Source organism: Streptomyces sp. NPDC056948, assembly GCF_042674225.1.
In the GTDB taxonomy this organism is placed as follows: domain Bacteria; phylum Actinomycetota; class Actinomycetes; order Streptomycetales; family Streptomycetaceae; genus Streptomyces; species Streptomyces purpurascens.
Window position 1 is genome coordinate 40,121 of record NZ_JBHUQX010000004.1, and the last position, 21,877, is coordinate 61,997.

Here is a 21,877-nt window from a genome sequence, read left to right on the forward strand (position 1 = left end):
GTCCCTGTTCAGGGGCGGGACCGTTCGCGTTTGGCTCAGTCAACCTCGAATGAGAGGAATTTCGGCGATCCGGGGCGATTCTCGCGGGTAGGGGAGCGCAACGTCGAACAAGCGTGTAGCTTCCGGGGGCATGAAGGCGGGGGAGCCGGGGGGCTTCCATTGGAGGGACCGGGGTGACTGGGGGGTTGCTCGATGGGAGTGCGGCTCATGGTGGTCGACGACCACCGATTGCTGGCCGAGGCGCTGGCCTCTGCGCTGAAGCTGCGCGGGCACCGGGTGCTGGCCGCGGCGGCGCCGGCCGCGGGGGCGGCGGAGCTGGTGATCACACGGGCGCCGGAGGTGTGCCTGCTCGGGACGGCCACGCCGGCGGAGCCGGGGATCTTCGATCCGGTGGTGCGGATCAAGCGGGAGCGGCCACAGGTGGCGGTGCTGGTGCTGGGGCCGGTGCCGAGTCCGCGGGGGATCGCGGCGGCGTTCGCGGCGGGGGCGGCCGGGTACGTCCGGCATGACGAGCGCATAGAGGGTGTCGAGCGGGCGATCATGAAGGCCCGGGCGGGGGAGGCGGCGGTGGCGCCGCAACTGCTGCAGGGCGCGTTCAGCGAGTTGCTGAACCCGGCGGCCCAACCGGACGACGAGGGCCAGCGGTTGCTCCAGATGCTCACGCCGCGGGAGGTGGAGGTCCTGGTCCGCGTAGCCGACGGCGAGGACACCCGCCTGATCGCGGCGGGCATGGGCATCGCACCGTCGACGGCCCGCACGCACGTCCAGCGGGTCCTGATGAAACTGGGCGTGGGCTCCCGCCTGGAGGCGGCGGCGTTGGCGGCTAGGACGGGGTTGCTGGACCGGGCGGGGCCGGTTGCGCGGGAGCCGGGGGCGGAGGCCTGACCGGCTGCACGCCGAACGTCGAGGCATGGCTGGGTTCTGGTCGATCTCAGCCCTGCGCGGCACCCGACTCGATACTGTGTTCACGAGTTGCGCACAGGTAATCCCTAGGAGCTTCACGGGAACTGTGTCGACCGAGCCGGTGAAGTCCCATGGCTTCATTCGCGCCATGCGGCTCCCGCCTCGAAGAAACCCTCTGGTCTACCCGAACACTTGTACCTAAAGTGATCGTCGCGCCCGGCGGAGCTGACCACCCCGCCACAGCGCGCGTCATCGGCGACCGGGGGGACACCGTCGCCACGGGGAGGGACGTACTGTCATGCCGCGAAACCGGCTGTTCGCACATCTCCTCCGCCTCTTCTGACAGGCACCCCCTGACGCCTTCCTTTGCGATGAGGGGGATGCTTCCTTGCGCCCAAGACCAGGGCCCTTCCTGCCCAGAACCCGTTTCGTGCCCAGACCCGGCAGATCCCGATTACTGGCCTCCGTCGTCACGTCCGCGGCGGCCCTGGCCGTACTGACGGGCCTGGCCGTCCAGCCCGAGGTGCTGGATCGGCTCACCGGCACGGAGGCAGCCGCCCCGGCGAACGACTCGAACGACTGGTCCGAGGACACGGCAGCCGAACAACTGCGGCAGGACCAGTGCCTGATGGCGGATGTGCTGCGCCTGGGTGGGCCGTCCATGGCCGCCACCGCCCAGGACGGCCTCAACCAATCCCCGGACAAGCTGCACGTCCTGGCCGACCGCGACCACTGGGAGGAAACCCAGCTGGCCGTTGCGTACCAGCGGGACAGGGACGCGGCCTCGAAGGAGCTCGATGCCGCCTACGCCCTTCGGAACGAATGGGCGAAGCCCCTCGACGGCCTGGAGACTCCAGGCGGGTTCACCGTCTCCGATTTCCACTGGCCTCCTGGAGGGCCAGGTGATGAGGAGAAGGACTTCCACAGCCAGACCGGTCTGACCCAATGGATCGCCGACAGGTTCTGGAAGGACGAGGGCGACTTCTACGAGGACCCCACCCCCAAGGCCGACGAGAAGACTCTCAAGGTCGCTACCGATCTGGGTGCCCCGCTCTACGGCGACAAGCCCTACGACCCGGACCTGCCTCATGAGGAGCGGCAGCGCCAGTACGAGGAACGGCGTGCGTTCCGGGGGTTGTTCGACACCTTCGACGGCAACGGCGCCGATGACGCCCGCATGTTCCTGGCCGCCGGCGGATTTCCCCGCACCGCGCCAGAGCCCGGTACCGCCGAACACCGGATCGCGGTCGAGGACATGAAGACCAGGTATGCGTCATGCGCCTGGCGGGACCCGATCGACCCGAGCAGGGTCCTGGGTGGCATAGCCGACACGGCCGCTTCGGAGTGGCAGCGGGAAATCACCTCGCAGGCTGTCCAGCGCAACCAGATCCTGAAATTCAACAAAGACGCCTCCACAGCCCTCGCCGCCGGTGCGAAGGCCTTGGGGAACATGCTGGGGCACTCGTGGGTCGCCGACCGCCTGACCCGTTGGCAGGACCACTGGGCTCCCGGCGGTATCGGTTGGATCGGCGACTCCCCGGCAGTCATCCAGGTCGAGGCGGCCAAGGGCAAGTGCCTGGACGTGCAGGGCGGCAAGACGACTTCCGGCACCCCGGTGCAGATCTACACCTGCAACGACTCCTCGGCGCAGCAGTGGCAGCTGCGCGGTTCCGGTGACGACTACGACCTCGTCAATGTCAAGTCCCAGAAGTGCATGGACGTCGAGAACAGCAACCCTGCCAACGGCACGAAGATCCAGATCTGGACCTGCAACGACAGCAAGGCGCAGCAGTGGGAGTTCGATGTCCGTGCCGTCAGTGAGCTGCGCAACGTCGCCACGGACAAGTGCCTGGACCTGAACAAGTTCGACAACAGCCACAATGCCTGGCTGTGGGGGTGCAACGGCACGAACCCGCAGAAGTTCCGGATCGTCCCCAAGGGCCACAAGGGTACGGACAGCCAGTTCTATCCGGACAAGGCGCAGTTCGACCAGGCCAAGAGGGGCGTCACGGCGGCGCAGGCGCAGGCGAATAAGCAACTCGACGTTCTCAAGGCTTACTCGGAGAAGGCGCAGAAGCTCGCTACCGCCACTGACACGGCACAGAACACTGCTTACGCCATCGCGGACGAGGGGGGCGCCCCACGCGGCCGTGGTCTGTTGGTCGGCCAGCAGAAGGCGCAGGTCACCAAGGGTGCGGCAGCGGCACTCGAGGCGATGGTGAAGGCCGGCGAGACCGCCGAGGCCGCCACCCGCGCCTCCGCCGGTGACAGCGCGACCATCGCGCAGCGCGCCCTGGCCCAGGCAGCCCAGTCGAAGGCCGAGTTCCGCAAGGCCGCCGCAGCGGCAGCCGAGTCCCAGGCGAAGGCCGCGGCCGACGCCGCGAAGGTCCACCGCGACAACGCCAAGAAGGACAAGGAGACCGCGGAGGCCAAGCTCGCCGAGACCCTGAAGGCCGAGGGCGACGCCAAGGCGGCCGCCGCCGAGGCACACGCCAAGCGCCTGGCCGCCGAGGCCGAGGAGAAGACGGCCGAGGCGGAGAAGAAGACGGCCGCGGCCAAGCAGGCCGAGGCCGCGCAGCACAGGAAGAACGCCGAAGGGGAGGCGACGAAGGCCAAGGACGCCAAGGACAAGGCCGAGGCGGCCGAGGGCACGGCGGTCGAGAAGAAGGACGCCGCGGTCAAGGCCCGTGACAAGGCCAAGGCCAAGCGGGACGACGCATGGGAGGCCGAGCAGAAGGCCGACGCCGTCCGGGCCAAGGCCGACGCCAAGGGCGCCTACGCCGACTCGCTGGAGGCCGGGGAGGCAGCCGACGCCGCGGTGAAGACCGCGACGAGCGCCGCAGCCGAAGCCATCGACGCCTCTGAACACGCCTCCTCAGAGGCGAAGGCGGCGGTCGCGCTGGCCGACGAGGCGGAGAAGCAGGCCAAGACTGCCAAGTCCCACGCGGACGCGGCGTTCAAGGAGGCCGCCAAGGCCCTGGCCGCCTCCGCGAAGGCTGCGGGCTTCGCCCACGTCACCGCCCAGGCAGCCGTGGACGCCGGCAACGCTGCCGCCCAGGTCGCCAAACCGGCCAACGACGCGATCCAGCTCGGCTCGCCGTACGTCACCACCGACTCGGCCGCGAGCCTGGTGGTCCTCACCGGCCAGGCATCCAAGACGATCGCCGAACAGCAGAAGTCCGTCGCCGACGCGCACGCCAAGAACGCGGCGGCAGAAGCTTCAGCCGCCAAGAACCTGGCCGCCCAGGCGCAGGGCGACGCCAAGGCCGCCTACCAGCACGCCGCCAACGCCGCCGGACACGCCTCCGACGCCCGCACCTACGCCAAGGAAGCCCTCGGCTACGCCGCCGACGCCGCCAAGGCCGCGTCCAAGGCAACCGCGTCGCTGGCCCGCACCATCGAGTACAACCGCCAGGCCACCGAGGACGCCGAAGCCGCCGACAAGGCAGCAGGCCGCGCCGAAACCCACGCCAAGAACGCCCGCGACTCGGCCGACCAGGCAGCCCTCGACGCGGAAGCCGCCCGCACCGCCGCCGCGGCAGCCGAAGAGGCAGCCAAGGACGCCCGCGCAGCGGCCGACCGCGCTGACGCCGCCGCGACCGAGGCCGAGGAAGCCGCCAAGGACGCTGAGAAGTACGCAAAGGAGGCTCAGGAGGCAGCCGAGCGCGCCGAGGAGGCGAGCAAAGCGCAGCAGATCACCTCGGGCACCACGGTCGACGACATCGGAGTCGCGATCGGCAGTGTCTTCTACATCGTCGACCGCATCCAACCCATCGGCGATCCCGAGGTGGTGAAGCAGGAGAACTGCAACGTCATCGTGCACGTCGGCGACTGCGTGATCACCGCGAAGATCAAGTTCAGCGCGGTCGTCGACCTGTACCTGTGCACTGCGAAAGACCTGGATCTGGCGCACTACAAGTGCCCTGCACAGGCCACGGTGTACCTGGACACGAAGACTCTGCCGGCTCAGTTGACCACGGTCACCCACACCATCTCGATGGCTGAGTTCAACTCCGGCATCGACCCGGTGAAGATCCTGCTGGGCGACTTCATCGAATGCGGCCAGAAGATCACTCCTGGTGGCGCGAGCGGTAGCTGGTCAGGTTGCGCGTGGGCGGCGGGCTGGTTCGTCGGAGGCAAGGCCCTCAAGGTCACCGCCGACGCGGTGAAGGCTCTGGACGCCTCCCTCAAGACGGGTATCGGCTTCGCCGATGCCTGGAAGGGCCTGCGCTCTCTCGGTCTGACCGACGACGTGATCGCCGGCATCGGGACCAAGGTGCTCAGGGAACTGGGCGAGACGTGCAAGAAGACGTCCCGCACCACGTTCGCGGCACGGGCGGCGGGCGCCGCCGATGGCTGCTGGATCGAACTCGGGGGTCCGGGATCATGGACCCCCGAAACGGAATCAATGAAGGCCGTCGACGCCGCCTATCAGCGGGCGGTCACAGGCGGAGTTCCGGAAGGTTTCGTCTACAAGGTCCCCGACCCGTCCACGCCGAGTGGGTTCGTCAAGTTCGACGGCTACCTGAACGGCACCCTCATCGACGCCAAGAACCTGCACTACGCGGACAGCTTCATCGATGCGAGTACGGGGAAGCTCCGCTTCCCCACGAAGGAAACCGGGACGATGAAGAAGCAGGTGGCGGCGGCGAAGGGCGTGCCCGTCGTGTGGTACATGAACAACGAGAAGACCGCGATCGCCCTCCGGCACTGGGCTGCCGACAACGGCATCGAAGGCATCAAGTTCGTGTTCCGGCCCGTTCCCGTAACAGGCTGAGGAAACCGGAGTCCGGCCATCTCGGTGGCCGGACATCGAAAGGAGGGTCATGGGCTACAGCCCGTCGATCTACAAGTTCGTCGACGGCGGTGACGTCCCCGTTCCGCCGGACCTGGACGTGGTGCGGGCAGTTCTGGAGCCCCACGACGTCGGGGACCCGCGACTCACCGTGGCCGAGGACGGCAGCCTGCAGTTCTGGATCCGGGCATCCGACGGCAGCGAAGCCGAGATCTCGGCGGACGAAACCGGGCTTCTGGTGGAGCGCCCTCACGCCGGGGGCGTCTTCGCCATCGTCGCCGAGCTCGTTTCCCGGCTGGGAGCGGTCGTCATCGATCCGAGTACCGGCCGCATCGTGTGCCGCGAGGAGGAGCGCACTCAGCTCCCTGCGGGCATGCAGGAGGATGCCGTCATCATCGAGATGACGGGCGAGGCGCTCTCGGCCGCGCTCTTGGGAGCGGCTTCCTGACGTCTCGGTGACGGGTCCTCGTGCCCGTGGACTGGCCCGCCAACCCGCCCCCGCCGACCGTGTGCTGGTGGGGGCGGATTGCGTGCAGCCGCCCTCGGCTCTCACACGGCCTGACCGTCCGGGCCGATGTTCACACCGGTGCGTCCAGCACTGGCGCCCGACCGCCTCCATCACCGCCGTACAGACGCCCGCGCCCAGTCGCGCAACCAGCCGCCCGCCGTCACTCCCTCGGTTCATCCTCCGGCTCACCCCCCGGAGGGGCCGGTGCCGCAGGCCTCAGCTTCAGCCAGGCCAGGAAGAACAGGCCGAGCAGCAACATGCCGAGCCCCGTCCACAGGTTGATATTGACCCCCACCGCCTTGTCGATGTCGGCATCGGACGCCGTGAACCCCGCGATCGTCACGATCACGCCGTACACCACGAACAGTCCGCCGATGATGCGCCGGATGTCGAACAGCCGCGCGGCTGTCGCCGACTTGCCCTGCAGCTCGGTGACTTCCCGCTGCACGTCCTTCTCGGAGTAGAACTCGGACATACCTTTCAATCCTCCCTCGGTCAGAACGAGAACGGGATGTAGCAGGCCGCGGCCAGCACGACCGCGCCCCACCCGAGCAACGCCGGCTTGCGGTACCAGGCCTCGTCCCCCGGCGCCGGCGGCTCGGTCATGCCGGGCGAGGTCGTGCCGTAGACCAGCCCCTGGAGTTCCTCGGCCGGCTTCGGTGCGGTGAAGAGCGACACCGCCACCATGACGACCGCGCCCGCGACGAACCCCGCGATCGCGGAGACGAAGTTGGCGCCCTGGTCGGTGGGGATGTCGACGATGTCCTGCTTGTAGAGGACGAAGTAGTTGATCATCGCGGCGGTGGTGCCCACGAGCAGCCCCCAGAAGCCCGACTTCATCGACGCCCGCTTCCAGAACATGCCGATGATGAAGACGACGAACATCGGCACGTTGAAGAAGGAGAACAGCGTCTGGAGGTAGGCCATGATGTTCGAGAAGGACCGTGCCAGGAACGCCGTGCCGATCGAGGCGAAGACCCCGATCGCGGTGATGAGCCGGCCGAAGCGTACGTAGTACTCGTCCTCGCGGCCACGGACCACGTACTTCGCCCAGATGTCCGTCGTGAACACCGTGTTGAACGACGACACGTTCGCCGCCATGCCCGCCATGAACGCCGCGAGGAGGCCGGTGACGGCGATGCCCAGCACGCCGTTCGGCAGTAGCTGTGCCATCAGGTACGGGATCGCGTCGTTGTACTGGAGGTCCGAGCCGGAGGTGCCGATCTTGGGGACCAGGACGGCGGCCACCAGACCCGGGATCATCACCAGGAACACGATGAAGATCTTCGGGAACGCGGCGATGAGCGGTGTGCGCTGGGCCGCCGAGAGGTTCTTGGCGGACAGGGCGCGCTGCACCTCGGCGAAGTTCGTCGTCCAGTAGCCGAAGGAGAGGACGAAGCCGAGGCCCAGGACGATCGTCAGCCAGTTCGCCCCCAGCGGGTTGTCGCTGCCGATGCCCGTACCGCCCCAGGACGTCATGAAGTCGGCGCCGCGGGACTCGGTGAGGGAGTCGGACAGTCCGTCCCAGCCGCCCACCTTCTTGAGGCCGAGGACCGCGATCGGGATGAGCGCGGCGAGGATGACGAAGAACTGCAGGACCTCGTTGTAGATCGCCGAGGACAGGCCGCCGAGCGTGATGTAGGCGAGGACGAAGAAGCCGGCTACGACGATCGCCACCCACTCCGGCCAGCCCAGCAGCGCCTCGACGACGATGGCCAGGGCGTAGAGGTTGACGCCGGCGATGAGGATCGCGGCGAAGGCGAAGAGGATCGAGCTGAGCAGGTGCGCCGGGCGGTCGAAGCGCAGAAGCAGGAATTCCGGGACCGAGCGGACCTTGGAGCCGTAGTAGAAGGGCATCATCACCAGGCCCAGGAAGACCATGGCCGGGATGGCGCCGATCCAGTACCAGTGCGTCGTGTAGACGCCGTACTGCGCGCTGTTGGCGGCCATGCCCAGGATCTCGGTGGCGCCCAGGTTGGCGGCGATGAACGCCAGACCGGTGACCCAGGCGGGCAGGGAACGGCCGGAGAGGAAGAAGTCGAGACTCGTCTTCACCGAGCGGCGGGCGGCGAAGCCGATGCCGAGGACGACGACGAAGTAGATGCCGAGGAGCGTGTAGTCGAGCCAGTTCGTGGGGAGTCGCAGCTCGGCTGACAGATATGTGGGGGTCTGCATGAGCCCTCGCTTCGTTGCGCGAACCGATACGTAGCGGAATCTATGCCTCCGTGTTCAGTCGTTGAACACGTCCGGTGGCGCTCTTTGTTTGATTGTGATGTTGACGATTGGGGGGAGTGGTGTTTTGATATGTTGGGTTATGTTTGAAGGATGAGGAGTCCGGCGTGAAGAAGACCTCGACCCGGCTGGCCGACGGTCGCGAGCTCATCTACTACGACCTGCGCGACGACAGCGTGCGCGACGCGGCCGACCGCCGCCCGCTGGACCGCACCGTCACGACGTCCGAGGTCCGCCGCGACCCCCTGCTCGGCGACTGCGTCGCCATCGCCTCGCACCGCCAGGGCCGCACCTACCACCCGCCGGCCGACGAATGCCCCCTGTGCCCCTCCGAGGGTGACCGGCTGAGCGAGATCCCGGACTCGTCGTACGACGTCGTCGTGTTCGAGAACCGCTTCCCCTCGCTGGCCGGAGACTCGGGCCGCTGCGAGGTCGTCTGCTTCACCTCCGACCACGACGTCTCCTTCGCCGGCCTCACCGAGGAGCAGGCGGGCCTGGTGCTGGAGGCATGGACGGACCGTACGTCGGAGCTGTCCCATCTGCCCTCCGTCGAGCAGGTCTTCTGCTTCGAGAACCGCGGTGCCGAGATCGGCGTGACCCTCCAGCACCCGCACGGGCAGATCTACGCCTACCCCTTCACCACCCCGCGCACCGCGCTGATGCTCGGCTCCGTCGCGACCCACAAGGAGATGACGGGCGGGGAGAACCTCTTCGACGCCGTCCTGGAGCGTGAACTCGCCGACGAGCGGGTCGTCCTGGAGGGTGAACACTGGGTGGCATTCGTGCCGTATACGGCGCACTGGCCGTACGAGGTGCACCTGTACCCCAAGCGCCGTGTGCCCGACCTGCTCGGTCTGGACGAGGCCGCGCGCACAGAGTTTCCCAAGATTTATCTGGAACTCTTGAGGCGCTTCGACCGGATCTTCGGTGAGGGCGAGCCTCCGACGCCGTACATCGCGGCCTGGCACCAGGCACCGTTCGGCGCGCTGGAGGAGTTCGACGGGGTCGTGCGTGAGGACTTCGCGCTTCACCTCGAGCTTTTCACCATCCGCCGCACTTCCGGCAAGCTGAAGTTCCTCGCGGGTTCCGAGTCCGGCATGAACGTGTTCATCAACGACGTGCCGCCGGAGCGCGCGGCCGAGCGACTGCGAGAGGTAGCGAGTTCATGAGCGGGAAGTACCTGGTGACGGGCGGTGCGGGCTACGTCGGCAGCGTCGTCGCCCAGCATCTGCTGGAGGCGGGCCACGAGGTCGTCGTCCTGGACAACCTCTCCACGGGCTTCCGTGAAGGCGTCCCGGCGGGCGTCACCTTCATCGAGGGCGACATCCGCGACGCCGCCAAATGGCTGGACTCCTCGTACGACGGTGTCCTGCACTTCGCCGCGTTCTCGCAGGTCGGCGAGTCGGTCGTGAAGCCGGAGAAGTACTGGGACAACAACGTCGGCGGCACCATGGCCCTGCTGGCCGCGATGCGCGAGGCGGGCGTGGCCAGGCTCGTCTTCTCCTCCACGGCGGCGACGTACGGCGAGCCGGAGCAGGTCCCGATCGTCGAGTCGGCGCCGACGTCCCCGACCAATCCGTACGGCGCCTCGAAGCTCGCGGTCGACCACATGATCACCGGCGAGGCGGCGGCGCACGGCCTGGGCGCGGTCTCGCTGCGCTACTTCAACGTGGCGGGCGCGTACGGCGAGCACGGCGAGCGCCACGACCCCGAGTCCCACCTGATCCCGCTGGTCCTCCAGGTCGCGCAGGGCCGGCGCGAGGCGATCTCCGTCTTCGGCGACGACTACCCGACGCCGGACGGCACCTGCGTCCGCGACTACATCCACGTGGCAGACCTGGCGGAGGCCCACCTGCTGGCCCTGAAGGCGGCCGCCTCCGGCGAGCACCTCATCTGCAACCTCGGCAACGGCAACGGCTTCTCGGTCCGCGAGGTCATCGAGACGGTCCGCAGCGTGACCGGCCACCCGATCCCGGAAGTGGTCGCCCCCCGCCGGGGCGGCGACCCGGCGATCCTGGTGGCCTCGGCCGCCACGGCCCGCGAGAAGCTGGGCTGGAACCCGTCCCGCGCGGACCTCGCGGGAATCGTCGCGGACGCGTGGGACTTCGCGCAGCGGCGCGGCAACTAAAAGGTACGGAAGGGTCAGGGGACAGGCATGAGCGAGGCTGTGGCGGAGACGGTCGCCGCACGGTTCAGCGAGCTGTACGGCGCCGAACCGCACGGGGTATGGGCGGCACCGGGCCGCGTCAACCTCATCGGCGAGCACACCGACTACAACGACGGCTTCGTCATGCCGTTCGCCCTGCCGCACAGGGCGGTGGCGGCGGTGTCACGCCGCGAGGACGGCGTCCTGCGCCTGCACTCGGCGGACATCGACGGCGGAGTGGTCGAGCTGCGGCTCGACGACCTGTCCCCCGAGTCGGACAAGAACTGGACGGCGTACCCGGCGGGCGTGGTCTGGGCCCTGCGCGAGGCCGGCCACGCGGTCACGGGCGCGGACATCCACCTCTCCTCCACGGTCCCGTCGGGCGCGGGCCTGTCTTCCTCGGCGGCCCTGGAGGTAGTGGTCGCGCTGGCCCTGAACGAGCTGTTCTCGCTCGGCCTGCGCGGCTGGCAACTGGCCCGCCTGTGCCAGCGCGCGGAGAACGTCTACGTCGGTGCACCGGTCGGCATCATGGACCAGACGGCGTCGGCGTGCTGCGAGGCCGGCCACGCGCTCTTCCTCGACACCCGCGATCTCTCCCAGAAGCAGATCCCCTTCGACCTGGCGGCCGAGGGCATGCGCCTCCTCGTGGTCGACACGCAGGTCAAGCACTCCCACAGCGAGGGCGAGTACGGCAAGCGCCGCGCGGGCTGCGAAAAGGGCGCGGCCCTGCTGGGCGTGGACGCGCTACGAGATGTCGCTCATGGCGATCTGGACGCGGCCCTGTCCCGCCTCGGCGACGAGGAGGAGGTCCGCCGCCTGGTCCGCCACATCGTCACGGAGAACGAGCGCGTCGAACGGGTGGTGTCGCTGCTGGAATCGGGCGACGACACCCGCGCGATCGGCCCGATCCTGGTCGAGGGCCACGCCTCCCTCCGCGACGACTTCCGCATCTCCTGCCCCGAACTCGACCTGGTCGTCGACACGGCCCTCGCCTCCGGCGCCCTGGGCGCCCGCATGACCGGCGGCGGCTTCGGCGGCTCGGCGATCGTCCTCGCGGAGGAGACCGACGTCGACGCCATCACCAAGGCGGTGACAGAAGCCTTCGCAACGGCGGGCTTCACACCCCCGCGCGTCTTCGAGGCAGTCCCCTCAGCAGGAGCCCACCGCCTCCACTGACCTCCCCACAAGGCCCGGGCGCCCTCACCTCGCAGAGGAAGGGCGCCCGACTCGCTTTTCGGGACTTCAGCGGTTGACGGCCTGGTACTCCTGGACCGGCACCTCGGTGGTCGTGGCGAACGTGCCGTTGGGCAGGTCGCCGCCCGTGCCGCCCGAGCCTTCCCAGGAGATCTCCCAGGTCAGCGTCGCCTCGAGGGCGTAGGAGCCGTCTCCCGACGACCGCAGGTACCGCACTCCGCACGGAGGCGTCAGCTCCGCCTTGCCCTCGGCGTACGGCTCGCCGATCGAATCGTCGTCGTTGATCCCGCACTCGCCGGACGCCGGCAGGCTCTCCGCGTCCTCCGTGCCCGGATCGATGTGCAGACTCACCGGCTTGGCTGTCGTGGTCGCCCACAGCCCGGTGCCGGGCAGACTCGCCGTGACCGAGACCGGCTTGAAGGCGCCCTTGTCCAGCCAGATCCAGGTGGGGGCGTTCACCGTCGACTTGCCGTTCGGGGCCAGTGAGATCTTGGTCGGGGGCACGACGGTCCGCTGGTGCGCGAGCCCGGCGAGGGTCTCGGTGTCGATGGCCTGGGGGACGTCGGGGGTCTCGCCGTTGCCCACCCAGAAGGGGTCCCGTGTGCAGGCCTTGGCCTCCGGGTCGTCCTTCATCTCAGGGTTCTTGACGGCCACCCACCACATGCCCTCGTCGTTCTTGTCGACGTTGAAGTCCTTGTAGGGGTGCCCCTTCTTGTAACGCGCCTGGACGTCCGCGATGCCCTCGGGCTCACCACCGGCGGACTCGTACATCGACCACTTGGCCTCGTTGAAGGTCTTGAAGTCCTTGGCCTTCCAATAGGGCTCGTACCAGCAGGCCGGCGGTTCCCAGTCCACAGCGGTGGAGGTGACCGGACCGCTGCCCTTCGCCTTGGTGCCCTTGACCTTGATGCTGACGTGGGATTCCAGGGCCGGGCCGGAGGAGCTACCGGATGTCTTCTTCTGCTGGGCGCCGACAGTGTCGAACCCTCCGGCCGCAGCCGGAAGAGTTCCGAGGCCGATCAGCGCGGTGGTGAGCGCCGCTACGCCCATGCACCGCGTCAGGGCTGGCACTTCTGCGACCCCCGGTCCTCGGTGAGGTCCCAGGTCTGCCAGACGCCGTCCTCGTTCTTCTTCAGGCCGAGGTTGTAGAAGACGTAGCTGTTGGGCGTGGTCTTGGTGCCCTGCATCTTGTTCGTCTCGCGGTTCTTGAGGTCCGCCTTGCTCTCGTCGACGCAGTACGTCAGAGCTGCCGACTTCTTGTCGTCGAACACCGTCACCCGGCGGTCGTAGTAACGCAGGGTGCCGGCCCAGCTGGTCTTCTCGGCGATGGCGCCCTTCGCGTACTGGTAGATGCCGACCAGTGCGTCGTCCGTGTAGTAGAAGGCCATACCCGACTTCTTCATGTCGCCGGACGCCATGGCCTGCCACACCGTGCTGACGGTTCGCTCGTTGTCCGCGAGAATCGCGTCCTTCGTTGCGTCTCCGGTCTGCTGTCCCTCAAAATCCAGCTTCATGTCCGAGGGCAGCTTGATCTCCGGCCGATCGATACCGTCCGCCGACGCGGACCCCGACGGCGAAGCTGACGGCTTCTCAGCCGAGTCCGCCCCTGCGATCTTGTCGGAGGACGACTCATCACCTCCCCCCGAGCCGCAGGCGGTCAGCAGCAAGGCCGCGGATGCGGTGAGCGCGGCCGTTACGAGCCGAGCGGGGCGGTTCACTGTGTGCTCCCGTTGATGTGGGGGGACGACTCGAGCGAACCCACGCTATCGGGGGGCCGATCCGCGACGGGAACGAGGTCTTCAGCCCAGCCTCTTCATCAGCGTGTACTCCGTGATCCCCGGCGGATAGTCCGGGATCACGCACACCACCTCGTACCCCTGCTTCTCGTAGAACCGCGGGGCCTGGAAGTCCCATGTCTCCAGGCGGGACGAGCGGCAGCCGCGGTGCTCGGAGGCGATGCGTTCCGCCTCGTGGAGCAGGGCGGCGCCGAGGCCCGTGCCCCGGTGGCGTTCGTCGACCCAGAGGTAGGTGACGTGGAGCCAGGTCGCCCAGGTGTAGCCGACGAGGCCGCCGGCCAGCTCGTCGTCCGAGTCGTTCACAGCCCACACGTGCAACGGGACGTCCCTTTCGTCCGGAGTTCCGCGCAGGGCTCGCAGGATCGGAGAGGCAGTCGTGTTCGCTTCCCGCAGGCGTGTGCGGAGCAGATCACGTCGGGCCTTGTCGACTTCTGTCTCAAGACGGAACATGCGGCACACCATAAACGCGCTGGACAGTCAGTTCTGCAAATAACCTTCCGCTCCCGGCCCCCGGCCGTACCCTGATGAACAGCACCGGTGGGGGCCGGTGCCGATCAGGGGGCGAGACAGCCGGGTACGACGCCCGGAGTGGGGGTACCGGTTTCTGCACGGCGGCGGCCGTGCGGCTGCGGCGACCCGGTCAGACTGCTGCGAGACGAACGGACAGACGCAGCGGCTGGGCACTCCGGCGTCGTACCCGTGCGGGTTCGTGTTCCGACGATGGGGAATCCCCTGCTCTCAGGAGCCTGGGGAAGGGGGTTACGTGGTTCGCATCCGAGTCCTGGTCGTCGACGACCATCGCATCTTCGCCGAGTCACTCGCCGCGGCCCTGGCCGCAGAGCCCGATGTCGACGTCTCCGCGGCCGGCAGCGGTCCCGCCGCGCTGCGCAGCCTGGAGCGGGCGGTCGCCGAGGGGCGGCGCTTCGACGTGCTGCTCGTGGACGCCGATCTGGGCGGCATGGTGCCGGGCATACGGCCGGCCGTGCCGGTGCAGGAAGGCAACGAGGACGGGCTCGTCGACGGGATCTCCCTCGTCACGGGCGTGCGCTCCGCGCAGCCGAACGTACGGATCGTCGTGCTCGCCGAGAAGGACGACCCGCGGCGGGCCGCCCTGGCCCTGCAGGCGGGGGCTTCGGGGTGGGTGGCGAAGGACTGTTCGCTGTCCCGGCTGCTGACCGTCATCCGCGGGGTGCTGCGCGACGAGACCCATCTGCCGCCGGCCCTGCTGACCGGCGTACTGCGGGAGCTCACCGCCGCGCGCAAGCACCGCACCGAGAGCGAGCGGCTGGTCGAGTCGCTGACGCCGCGGGAGCGGGAAGTGCTGCGCTGCATGGTGGCCGGGCTGGGCCGCAAGGCCGTCGCCGAGCGGCTGTATCTGTCGCCGCACACCGTGCGGACCCATATGCAGAACGTCCTCGGCAAGCTCGGCGTGCATTCCACCCTGGCCGCCGTCGCCCTGGCCCGGCGGGCCGGGGTCGGGCCCGTCGACCTAGCCGGGGATGTTGTCGAACGGGGCGGTCAGCTGGCGTAGCAGCCCCGCCAAATCGCCGCGCTGGGCCCGGGAGAGCTCCGCGAGGATCGCGCGCTCCTGGTCCAGCAGACCCGCCAGGGCCTGGTCCGCGCGGTCCCTGCCCTCGTCCGTCAGCCGGACCAGGACGCCTCGGCGGTCGCTGGGGTCGGGGAGGCGTTCCACCAGGCCCTTCTTCGCCAGGCGGTCGATGCGGTTCGTCATCGTGCCCGATGTGACCAGGGTCTGGGTGAGGAGCTGTCCCGGAGAGAGCTGATACGGCGTGCCCGCGCGGCGCAGGGCCGTCAGGACGTCGAACTCCCACGGCTCCAGGCCGTGCTCCGAGAAGGCCAGCCGACGTGCCCGGTCCAGATGGCGAGCCAGTCTGCTCACGCGGCTGAGCACCTCGAGCGGTTCCACGTCGAGGTCCGGGCGCTCCCGGCGCCATGCTGCGACCAGCCGGTCGACCTCGTCCTCCATGGCGATCAGTGTAGTGGTTGTGTCGACGTAGAGTCTCTTGACGTCAATTTTCTTGACGTCGAGATATCTGCGATGTCACCGTGGGTGTGCGTCCCGAACGGCCACCACCAGGACACCTGGAGGACTCCATGCCCGCAGCCGCCCCCACCTGGGACCCGGCCCAGTACCTCCGCCATGCCGGCCACCGCGCCCGCCCCTTCGCCGACCTCCTCGCCCGCGTCCCCGAGCTGCCCGGCGGCGCACCCCGCATCGCCGACCTCGGCTGCGGCCCCGGCAACGTCACCACGCTGCTCGCCGATCGCTGGCCCGCCGCACGGATCACCGGCTACGACAACTCGCCCGAGATGCTCGACAAGGCCCACGTCGATCACCAGGGCCCCACCGGGGGCGGGGGGCGTCTCGACTTCGCCCAGGCCGACGTGCGCACCTGGACGCCGGCCGAGCCGTACGACCTGATCGTCAGCAACGCCACGCTGCAGTGGGTGCCGGGGCACGTCGAGCGGTTCGCCGACTGGGTGGCCGGGCTGAAACCGTCCGGCACCTTCGCCTTCCAGGTGCCAGGGAACTTCGATGCCCCCAGCCACCGGCTCATGCGCGAACTCGCCGGCTCCCCGCGCTGGCGCGACCGGCTCGCCGGCACCCTGCGCCACGCCGACGCCGTCCTCGCACCCGAGGCCTACCTGGAGCGCCTCGCCGCCCTCGGCTGCACCGCCGACGTCTGGGAGACGACGTACATCCATCTGCTCCAGGGCGAGGACCCGGTGCTGGACTGGGTGAAGGGGACCGGCCTGCGGCCCGTGCTGACCGCCCTCGCCGACGACCCCGAGGCACGGGAGGCCTTCGTCATCGAGTACCGGGCGGCCCTGCGCGAGGCCTACCCGAAGAGCCCCCACGGCACGCCGTTCCCGTTCCGCCGAGTGTTCGCCGTGGCCCGGAAGGAGGGCTGATGATCACTGCCCTCGACCATGTCCAGCTCGCCGCCCCGCGCGGCAGCGAGGAGCGGCTGCGGTCGTACTACGTCGATGTCCTCGGCATGACCGAGATCTCGAAGCCGCCCGTGCTCGCCCGGCGTGGCGGGTGCTGGTTCCAGGCCGGGGCGGTGCTGCTGCACCTCGGGATCGAGGAGGACTTCCGGGCGGCGAGGAAGGCCCACCCGGGGCTGCGGGTGACGGACATCGACTCCTACGCCGCCCGGCTGGAGGCCGGCGGGGCGCCCGTCACCTGGGACCCCGCCTTGCCGGGGCGCAAGCGCTTCTACTCCCAGGACCCGGTCGGCAACCGCCTGGAGTTCCTCGACTAGGCCTTGCGGCGCCCTATCAAATGCGGCTTCGGCTCCAGGCCGTCCAGGCCGTGCCAGGCCAGATTGACCAGGTGGGCGGCCACCTCGGCCTTCTTCGGCTTGCGTACGTCCAGCCACCACTGGCCGGTCAGGGCGACCATGCCGACCAGGGCCTGGGCGTACAGCGGGGCCAGCTTGGAATCGAAGCCGCGGCTCTTGAACTCCTTGCCGAGGATGTCCTCGACCTGGGTGGCGATGTCCGAGATCAAGGAGGCGAAGGAGCCCGTCGACTGGGGGATGGGGGAGTCCCGGACCAGGATGCGGAAGCCGTCCGTGTGCTCCTCGATGTAGTCGAGGAGGGCGAAGGCCGCCTGCTCGCAGAGTTCGCGAGGGTGACCGGCCGTGAGGGAACTCGTCACCATGTCCAGCAGGCACCGCATCTCGCGGTCCACGACCACCGCGTACAGCCCCTCCTTGCCGCCGAAGTGCTCGTACACCACCGGCTTGGAGACCCCGGCCTTCGCCGCGATCTCCTCCACCGACGTGCCCTCGAACCCCTTCGCCGCGAAGAGCGTGCGACCGATCTCCAGCAGCTGTTGGCGGCGCTCGGCACCGGTCATCCGAGTGCGACGCACTCGCCGCGGCTTGTCATTGCTGGGGGTGCTGCTCGAGTCGGTCGCCACAGCGACCATCATGCCGCCTCGACGGGCTCCTTCCCGCGCGGGGAGCCGCCTTCCCCGTCGTTACGGCGCGAATCGATACGCGAGCGTGACGGCCAGCGCACGTCGTACGCCCAGCCGGCCATCTCGAACCAGCGGATCAGCCGGGCGGAGGAGTCCAACTGGCCGCGCATCACCCCGTGCCGTGCGGAGGTGGGGTCGGCGTGGTGCAGGTTGTGCCAGGACTCGCCGCAGGACAGCACCGCCAGCCACCACACGTTGCCCGAGCGGTCGCGCGACTTGAAGGGGCGCTTGCCGACCGCGTGGCAGATCGAGTTGATCGACCAGGTCACGTGGTGCAGCAGGGCCACCCGGACGAGCGAACCCCAGAAGAACGCCGTGAAGGCGCCCCACCAGGACATCGTGACCAGGCCGCCGATCAGCGGCGGGAGCGCCAGGGAGAGGGCCGTCCACAGGATGAACTGGCGGGAGATCGTGCGGAGCGTCTTGTCCTTGATCAGGTCCGGGGCGTACTTCTCCTGAGGCGTCTGCTCCTCGTCGAACATCCATCCGATGTGCGCCCACCACAGGCCCTTCATCAGGGCCGGGACGGTCTCGCCGAAACGCCACGGAGAGTGCGGGTCGCCCTCCGCGTCGGAGAACTTGTGGTGCTTGCGGTGATCGGCCACCCAGCGGACCAGAGGACCCTCGACCGCCATGGAGCCGGCGATGGCCAGCGCGATCTTCAGCGGCCGTTTGGCCTTGAAGGAACCGTGCGTGAAGTGGCGGTGGAAGCCGATCGTGATGCCGTGGCACCCCAGGTAGTAGAAGAACACCAGCAGGCCGAGGTCCAGCCAGCTCACCCCCCAGCCCCACCCCAGCGGCACGGCCGCCAGCAGCGCGAGGAACGGGACGGCGATGAAGAGGAGGAGAGTGATCTGCTCGATGGACCGCTTCTGCTCGCCGCCCAGCGTGGCGGAGGGGGCTGCGGCGTCGGTGGCCTGACCGGGTGCCTCGGGGGCGTCCTCGATCACGTCGGAACTACTGGTCATACGCGTCCCCTGGGGGGTATGAGGAGGGAGAAGGGGGTGCCGGGCCACGGGAACCCCGCAGTACTTCCTACGGTTCCGTAACCTACGGCTTCGTAAGTATGGCAGTGCGCCGCCCGGCGGCAAGAGCCCGAGAGCCTGCGCGTCCCCGCCGACACCTATCCTGGAGTCGGTCGGACAGCGCGGTCCGCTCTGATTTCTTCCCGGATGCCCGGCCCGTATGCGGCGCACGCCGCGCGAGACGCCGTCCGGGTTCCCCTCCCAGACGAGCTTCAACACTGCAAGGAGCCGCACCTGTGAGCAGTGCCGACGACCAGACCACGACGACGAGCAGTGAGCTGCGTGCCGACATCCGCCGGCTGGGTGACCTCCTCGGAGAGACCCTTGTCCGGCAGGAGGGCCCTGAGCTCCTCGAACTCGTCGAGAAGGTCCGCCGCCTCACCCGTGAGGACGGCGAGGCCGCCGCCGAGCTGCTACGCGGCACGGAACTACAGACCGCGGCCAAGCTGGTCCGCGCGTTCTCCACCTATTTCCACCTGGCCAACGTCACCGAGCAGGTCCACCGCGGCCGCGAGCTGCGGGCCCGGCGCGCCGCCGAGGGCGGACTGCTCGCCCGTACGGCCGACCGGCTCAAGGACGCCGACCCCGAACACCTGCGCGAGACGGTCCGGAACCTCAATATTCGTCCCGTGTTCACGGCACACCCGACCGAGGCCGCGCGCCGGTCGGTCCTGAACAAGCTCCGGCGCGTCGCCGCGCTCCTCGACACCCCCGTCATCGAGTCCGACCGCCGCCGTCTCGACATCCGGCTGGCCGAGAACATCGACCTCGTCTGGCAGACCGACGAACTGCGCGTCGTCCGCCCCGAGCCCGCCGACGAGGCCCGCAACGCCATCTACTACCTGGACGAACTGCACGCCAACGCCGTCGGCGACGTCCTGGAGGACCTCACCGCCGAGCTGGAGCGCGCCGGGGTCAAGCTCCCCGACGACACCCGCCCGCTCACCTTCGGCACCTGGATCGGCGGCGACCGCGACGGCAACCCCAACGTCACACCCCAGGTCACCTGGGACGTCCTCATCCTCCAGCACGAGCACGGCATCAACGACGCCCTCGAGACGATCGACGAGCTGCGCGGCTTCCTGTCCAACTCCATCCGCTACGCCGGTGCCGACGAGGAACTGCTGACCTCCCTCCAGACCGACCTGGACAACCTCCCCGAGATCAGCCCCCGCTACAAGCGCCTCAACGCCGAGGAGCCCTACCGGCTCAAGGCCACCTGCATCCGGCAGAAGCTGGAGAACACCAAGAAGCGCCTCGCCAAGGGCACCGCGCACGTCCCGGGCCGCGACTACCTCGGCACCAGCCAGCTCCTCGACGACCTGCGGATCATCCAGAGCTCCCTGCGCGAGCACCGCGGCAGCCTCTTCGCCGACGGCCGCCTCGCCCGCACCATCCGCACCCTCGCCGCCTTCGGCCTCCAGCTCGCCACCATGGACGTACGCGAACACGCCGACGCCCACCACCACGCCCTCGGCCAGCTCTTCGACCGCCTCGGCGAGGAGTCCTGGCGGTACGCGGACATGCCCCGCGACTACCGCGCCAGGCTGCTCGCCAAGGAACTGCGCTCCCGCCGCCCCCTCGCGCCCACCCCGGCGCCCGTGGACGCGCCCGGCGAGAAGACCTTCGGCGTCTTCCAGACCGTGAAGAAGGCCCTGGAGGTCTTCGGGCCCGAGGTCATCGAGTCGTACATCATCTCCATGTGCCAGGGCGCCGACGACGTCTTCGCCGCCGCCGTCCTCGCCCGCGAGGCCGGCCTCGTCGACCTGCACGCCGGCTGGGCGAAGATCGGCATCGTGCCGCTGCTGGAGACGACGGACGAGCTCAAGGCAGCCGACACCATCCTGGAGGACATGCTCTCCGACCCCTCCTACCGGCGCCTCGTCGCCCTGCGCGGAGACGTCCAGGAGGTCATGCTCGGCTACTCCGACTCCTCCAAGTTCGGCGGCATCACCACCAGCCAGTGGGAGATCCACCGCGCCCAGCGCCGCCTGCGCGACGTCGCACACCGCTACGGCGTCCGGCTCCGGCTCTTCCACGGCCGCGGCGGCACCGTCGGCCGCGGCGGCGGCCCCACCCACGACGCCATCCTCGCCCAGCCCTGGGGCACCCTGGAGGGCGAGATCAAGGTGACCGAGCAGGGCGAGGTCATCTCCGACAAGTACCTCATCCCGGCCCTGGCCAGGGAGAACCTGGAACTGAGCGTCGCGGCCACCCTGCAGGCATCCGCCCTGCACACCGCCCCGCGCCAGTCGGACGAGGCCCTGGCCCGCTGGGACGCCGCGATGGACGTCGTCTCCGAGGCCGCCGAGGCCGCCTACCGCAGGCTCGTCGAGGACCCCGACCTCCCGGCGTACTTCTTCGCCTCCACGCCCGTCGACCAGCTCGCCGACCTCCACCTCGGCTCCCGCCCCTCACGCCGCCCGGACACCGGCGCCGGCCTCGACGGGCTGCGGGCCATCCCGTGGGTGTTCGGCTGGACCCAGTCCCGGCAGATCGTGCCCGGCTGGTTCGGCGTCGGCTCAGGCCTCAAGGCACTGCGCGAAGCCGGTCTGGACACCGTGCTCGACGAGATGCACGGCCAGTGGCACTTCTTCCGCAACTTCATCTCCAACGTCGAGATGACCCTGGCCAAGACCGACCTGCGGATCGCCCAGCACTACGTCGACACCCTCGTCCCCGACGAGCTCAAGCACGTCTTCGACGCCATCAAGGCCGAGCACGAACTGACCGTGCGTGAAGTGCTGCGCGTGACCGGCGAAGAGGAACTCCTCGACGCCGCGCCCGTCCTCAAGCAGACCTTCGCCATCCGCGACGCCTACCTCGACCCGATCTCCTACCTCCAGGTCGCCCTGCTCAAGCGGCAGCGCGACGCGGTCGGCGCCGCCGAACAGCCCGACCCACTGCTCGCCCGCGCCCTGCTCCTCACCGTCAACGGCGTGGCAGCGGGCCTGCGCAACACCGGCTGAGCCGCTCCCCGGACACGACCGTGCCCCCGAGCCCGTACAGGCTCGGGGGCACGTCGCGTTCCACGTCAGCCGCGGCCGAGCCTCCGGCGCCGGAACACCAGGAACCCGCCGAACCCGACCAGCACCGCCGCCACACCGGACAGCAGACCCACCGGAGCCCCGCTGCCCGTCTCCGCGAGGTCACCGTCGGCAACCCCCTGCGGGGACGGCGACGAGGACGCCGCAACCTCGCCGGCAGGCGAACTCGGCGACCCCGACGTCCCCGGCGCACCCGAAGGCGCCTCCGACGCCCCGGACGAC

At 69.2% G+C, this 21,877-nt stretch carries 19 protein-coding genes; 10 read left to right on the top strand and 9 right to left on the bottom strand.

Annotated elements, in window-relative coordinates:
- Window positions 1-192 precede the first annotated feature (192 nt).
- The 3 genes from ACFTZL_RS01225 to ACFTZL_RS01235 all read left to right on the top strand — a co-directional run bounded on the left by ACFTZL_RS01225 (window position 193) and on the right by ACFTZL_RS01235 (window position 6,146).
- Window positions 193-885: a LuxR C-terminal-related transcriptional regulator gene (locus tag ACFTZL_RS01225; protein ID WP_382576716.1), complete on the top strand. Its 693-nt coding sequence runs from the start codon at window positions 193-195 to the stop codon at window positions 883-885.
- Between the two features lie 646 nt (window positions 886-1,531).
- Window positions 1,532-5,680 carry a ricin-type beta-trefoil lectin domain protein gene (locus ACFTZL_RS01230; RefSeq protein ID WP_382576762.1) on the top strand — a complete coding sequence of 1,383 codons (4,149 nt, stop codon included), beginning with the start codon at window positions 1,532-1,534 and terminating at the stop codon, window positions 5,678-5,680.
- A 49-nt stretch (window positions 5,681-5,729) separates the two neighbouring features.
- A complete protein-coding gene (locus ACFTZL_RS01235; protein ID WP_382576718.1) occupies window positions 5,730-6,146 on the top strand; it encodes a hypothetical protein in 417 nt (138 codons plus the stop codon).
- A 220-nt stretch (window positions 6,147-6,366) separates the two neighbouring features.
- Here ACFTZL_RS01235 and ACFTZL_RS01240 read toward each other — a convergent pair whose 3' ends face one another.
- Both ACFTZL_RS01240 and ACFTZL_RS01245 read right to left on the bottom strand, forming a co-directional pair.
- Window positions 6,367-6,681: a hypothetical protein gene (locus ACFTZL_RS01240; protein ID WP_382576721.1), complete on the bottom strand. Its 315-nt coding sequence runs from the start codon at window positions 6,679-6,681 to the stop codon at window positions 6,367-6,369.
- Window positions 6,682-6,701: 20 nt separating this feature from the next.
- Window positions 6,702-8,381, bottom strand: coding sequence for a sodium:solute symporter family protein (locus ACFTZL_RS01245; protein WP_382576723.1), 1,680 nt, complete (start codon window positions 8,379-8,381; stop codon window positions 6,702-6,704).
- Between the two features lie 164 nt (window positions 8,382-8,545).
- Here ACFTZL_RS01245 and galT point away from each other — a divergent pair, with 164 nt between their 5' ends.
- From galT to galK, 3 genes are read left to right on the top strand one after another with little or no spacing between them, the layout of a single operon-like run.
- Window positions 8,546-9,607 (top strand): galactose-1-phosphate uridylyltransferase, encoded by a 1,062-nt coding sequence (gene galT, locus ACFTZL_RS01250; protein ID WP_382576726.1) that lies wholly within the window; start codon window positions 8,546-8,548, stop codon window positions 9,605-9,607.
- Window positions 9,604-10,566: a UDP-glucose 4-epimerase GalE gene (galE, locus tag ACFTZL_RS01255; protein ID WP_382576729.1), complete on the top strand. Its 963-nt coding sequence runs from the start codon at window positions 9,604-9,606 to the stop codon at window positions 10,564-10,566. Before galT ends, galE begins: the two co-directional genes overlap by 4 nt.
- Before the next feature lie 27 nt (window positions 10,567-10,593).
- Complete coding sequence (galK, locus tag ACFTZL_RS01260; RefSeq protein WP_382576732.1) at window positions 10,594-11,760, top strand: galactokinase; 1,167 nt, start codon at window positions 10,594-10,596, stop codon at window positions 11,758-11,760.
- A 66-nt stretch (window positions 11,761-11,826) separates the two neighbouring features.
- Here galK and ACFTZL_RS01265 read toward each other — a convergent pair whose 3' ends face one another.
- The 3 genes from ACFTZL_RS01265 to ACFTZL_RS01275 form a co-directional block, all read right to left on the bottom strand.
- Window positions 11,827-12,849: a hypothetical protein gene (locus ACFTZL_RS01265; protein ID WP_382576735.1), complete on the bottom strand. Its 1,023-nt coding sequence runs from the start codon at window positions 12,847-12,849 to the stop codon at window positions 11,827-11,829.
- The gene (locus ACFTZL_RS01270) at window positions 12,837-13,292 is read right to left on the bottom strand and encodes a hypothetical protein (protein ID WP_382576738.1); all 456 of its coding nucleotides are present in this window, start codon (window positions 13,290-13,292) and stop codon (window positions 12,837-12,839) included. Before ACFTZL_RS01270 ends, ACFTZL_RS01265 begins: the two co-directional genes overlap by 13 nt.
- 285 nt (window positions 13,293-13,577) lie before the next feature.
- Window positions 13,578-14,036, bottom strand: coding sequence for a GNAT family N-acetyltransferase (locus tag ACFTZL_RS01275; RefSeq protein WP_382576740.1), 459 nt, complete (start codon window positions 14,034-14,036; stop codon window positions 13,578-13,580).
- Window positions 14,037-14,337: 301 nt separating this feature from the next.
- On the opposite strand from ACFTZL_RS01275, the gene ACFTZL_RS01280 reads away from it, so the two are divergent.
- Window positions 14,338-15,105: a LuxR C-terminal-related transcriptional regulator gene (locus ACFTZL_RS01280; RefSeq protein ID WP_382576742.1), complete on the top strand. Its 768-nt coding sequence runs from the start codon at window positions 14,338-14,340 to the stop codon at window positions 15,103-15,105.
- Here the strand turns inward: ACFTZL_RS01280 and tamR are convergent.
- Window positions 15,064-15,561, bottom strand: a complete 498-nt coding sequence (gene tamR / locus ACFTZL_RS01285; protein WP_382576745.1) for a MarR family transcriptional regulator TamR — start codon at window positions 15,559-15,561, stop codon at window positions 15,064-15,066. The genes ACFTZL_RS01280 and tamR overlap by 42 nt on opposite strands.
- 128 nt (window positions 15,562-15,689) lie before the next feature.
- Here tamR and ACFTZL_RS01290 point away from each other — a divergent pair, with 128 nt between their 5' ends.
- Together ACFTZL_RS01290 and ACFTZL_RS01295 are read left to right on the top strand one after the other, a co-directional pair.
- Complete coding sequence (locus ACFTZL_RS01290) at window positions 15,690-16,508, top strand: trans-aconitate 2-methyltransferase (protein ID WP_382576747.1); 819 nt, start codon at window positions 15,690-15,692, stop codon at window positions 16,506-16,508.
- Complete coding sequence (locus ACFTZL_RS01295) at window positions 16,508-16,861, top strand: VOC family protein (protein WP_382576750.1); 354 nt, start codon at window positions 16,508-16,510, stop codon at window positions 16,859-16,861. Before ACFTZL_RS01290 ends, ACFTZL_RS01295 begins: the two co-directional genes overlap by 1 nt.
- Here ACFTZL_RS01295 and ACFTZL_RS01300 read toward each other — a convergent pair.
- Together ACFTZL_RS01300 and ACFTZL_RS01305 are read right to left on the bottom strand one after the other, a co-directional pair.
- Window positions 16,858-17,535, bottom strand: coding sequence for a TetR family transcriptional regulator (locus ACFTZL_RS01300; protein ID WP_382576753.1), 678 nt, complete (start codon window positions 17,533-17,535; stop codon window positions 16,858-16,860). The two genes, ACFTZL_RS01295 and ACFTZL_RS01300, sit on opposite strands and share 4 nt — an antisense overlap.
- Window positions 17,532-18,551, bottom strand: a complete 1,020-nt coding sequence (locus ACFTZL_RS01305) for an acyl-CoA desaturase (RefSeq protein ID WP_382576756.1) — start codon at window positions 18,549-18,551, stop codon at window positions 17,532-17,534. Before ACFTZL_RS01305 ends, ACFTZL_RS01300 begins: the two co-directional genes overlap by 4 nt.
- 293 nt (window positions 18,552-18,844) lie before the next feature.
- Between ACFTZL_RS01305 and ppc the strand changes: the two genes are divergently transcribed.
- On the top strand, window positions 18,845-21,577 hold the full coding sequence (gene ppc, locus ACFTZL_RS01310) for a phosphoenolpyruvate carboxylase (protein WP_382576758.1): 2,733 nt from the start codon (window positions 18,845-18,847) through the stop codon (window positions 21,575-21,577).
- Between the two features lie 65 nt (window positions 21,578-21,642).
- Here the strand turns inward: ppc and ACFTZL_RS01315 are convergent.
- A partial coding sequence (locus ACFTZL_RS01315) for an LPXTG cell wall anchor domain-containing protein (RefSeq protein ID WP_382576759.1) occupies window positions 21,643-21,877 on the bottom strand: 235 nt, incomplete at its 5' end.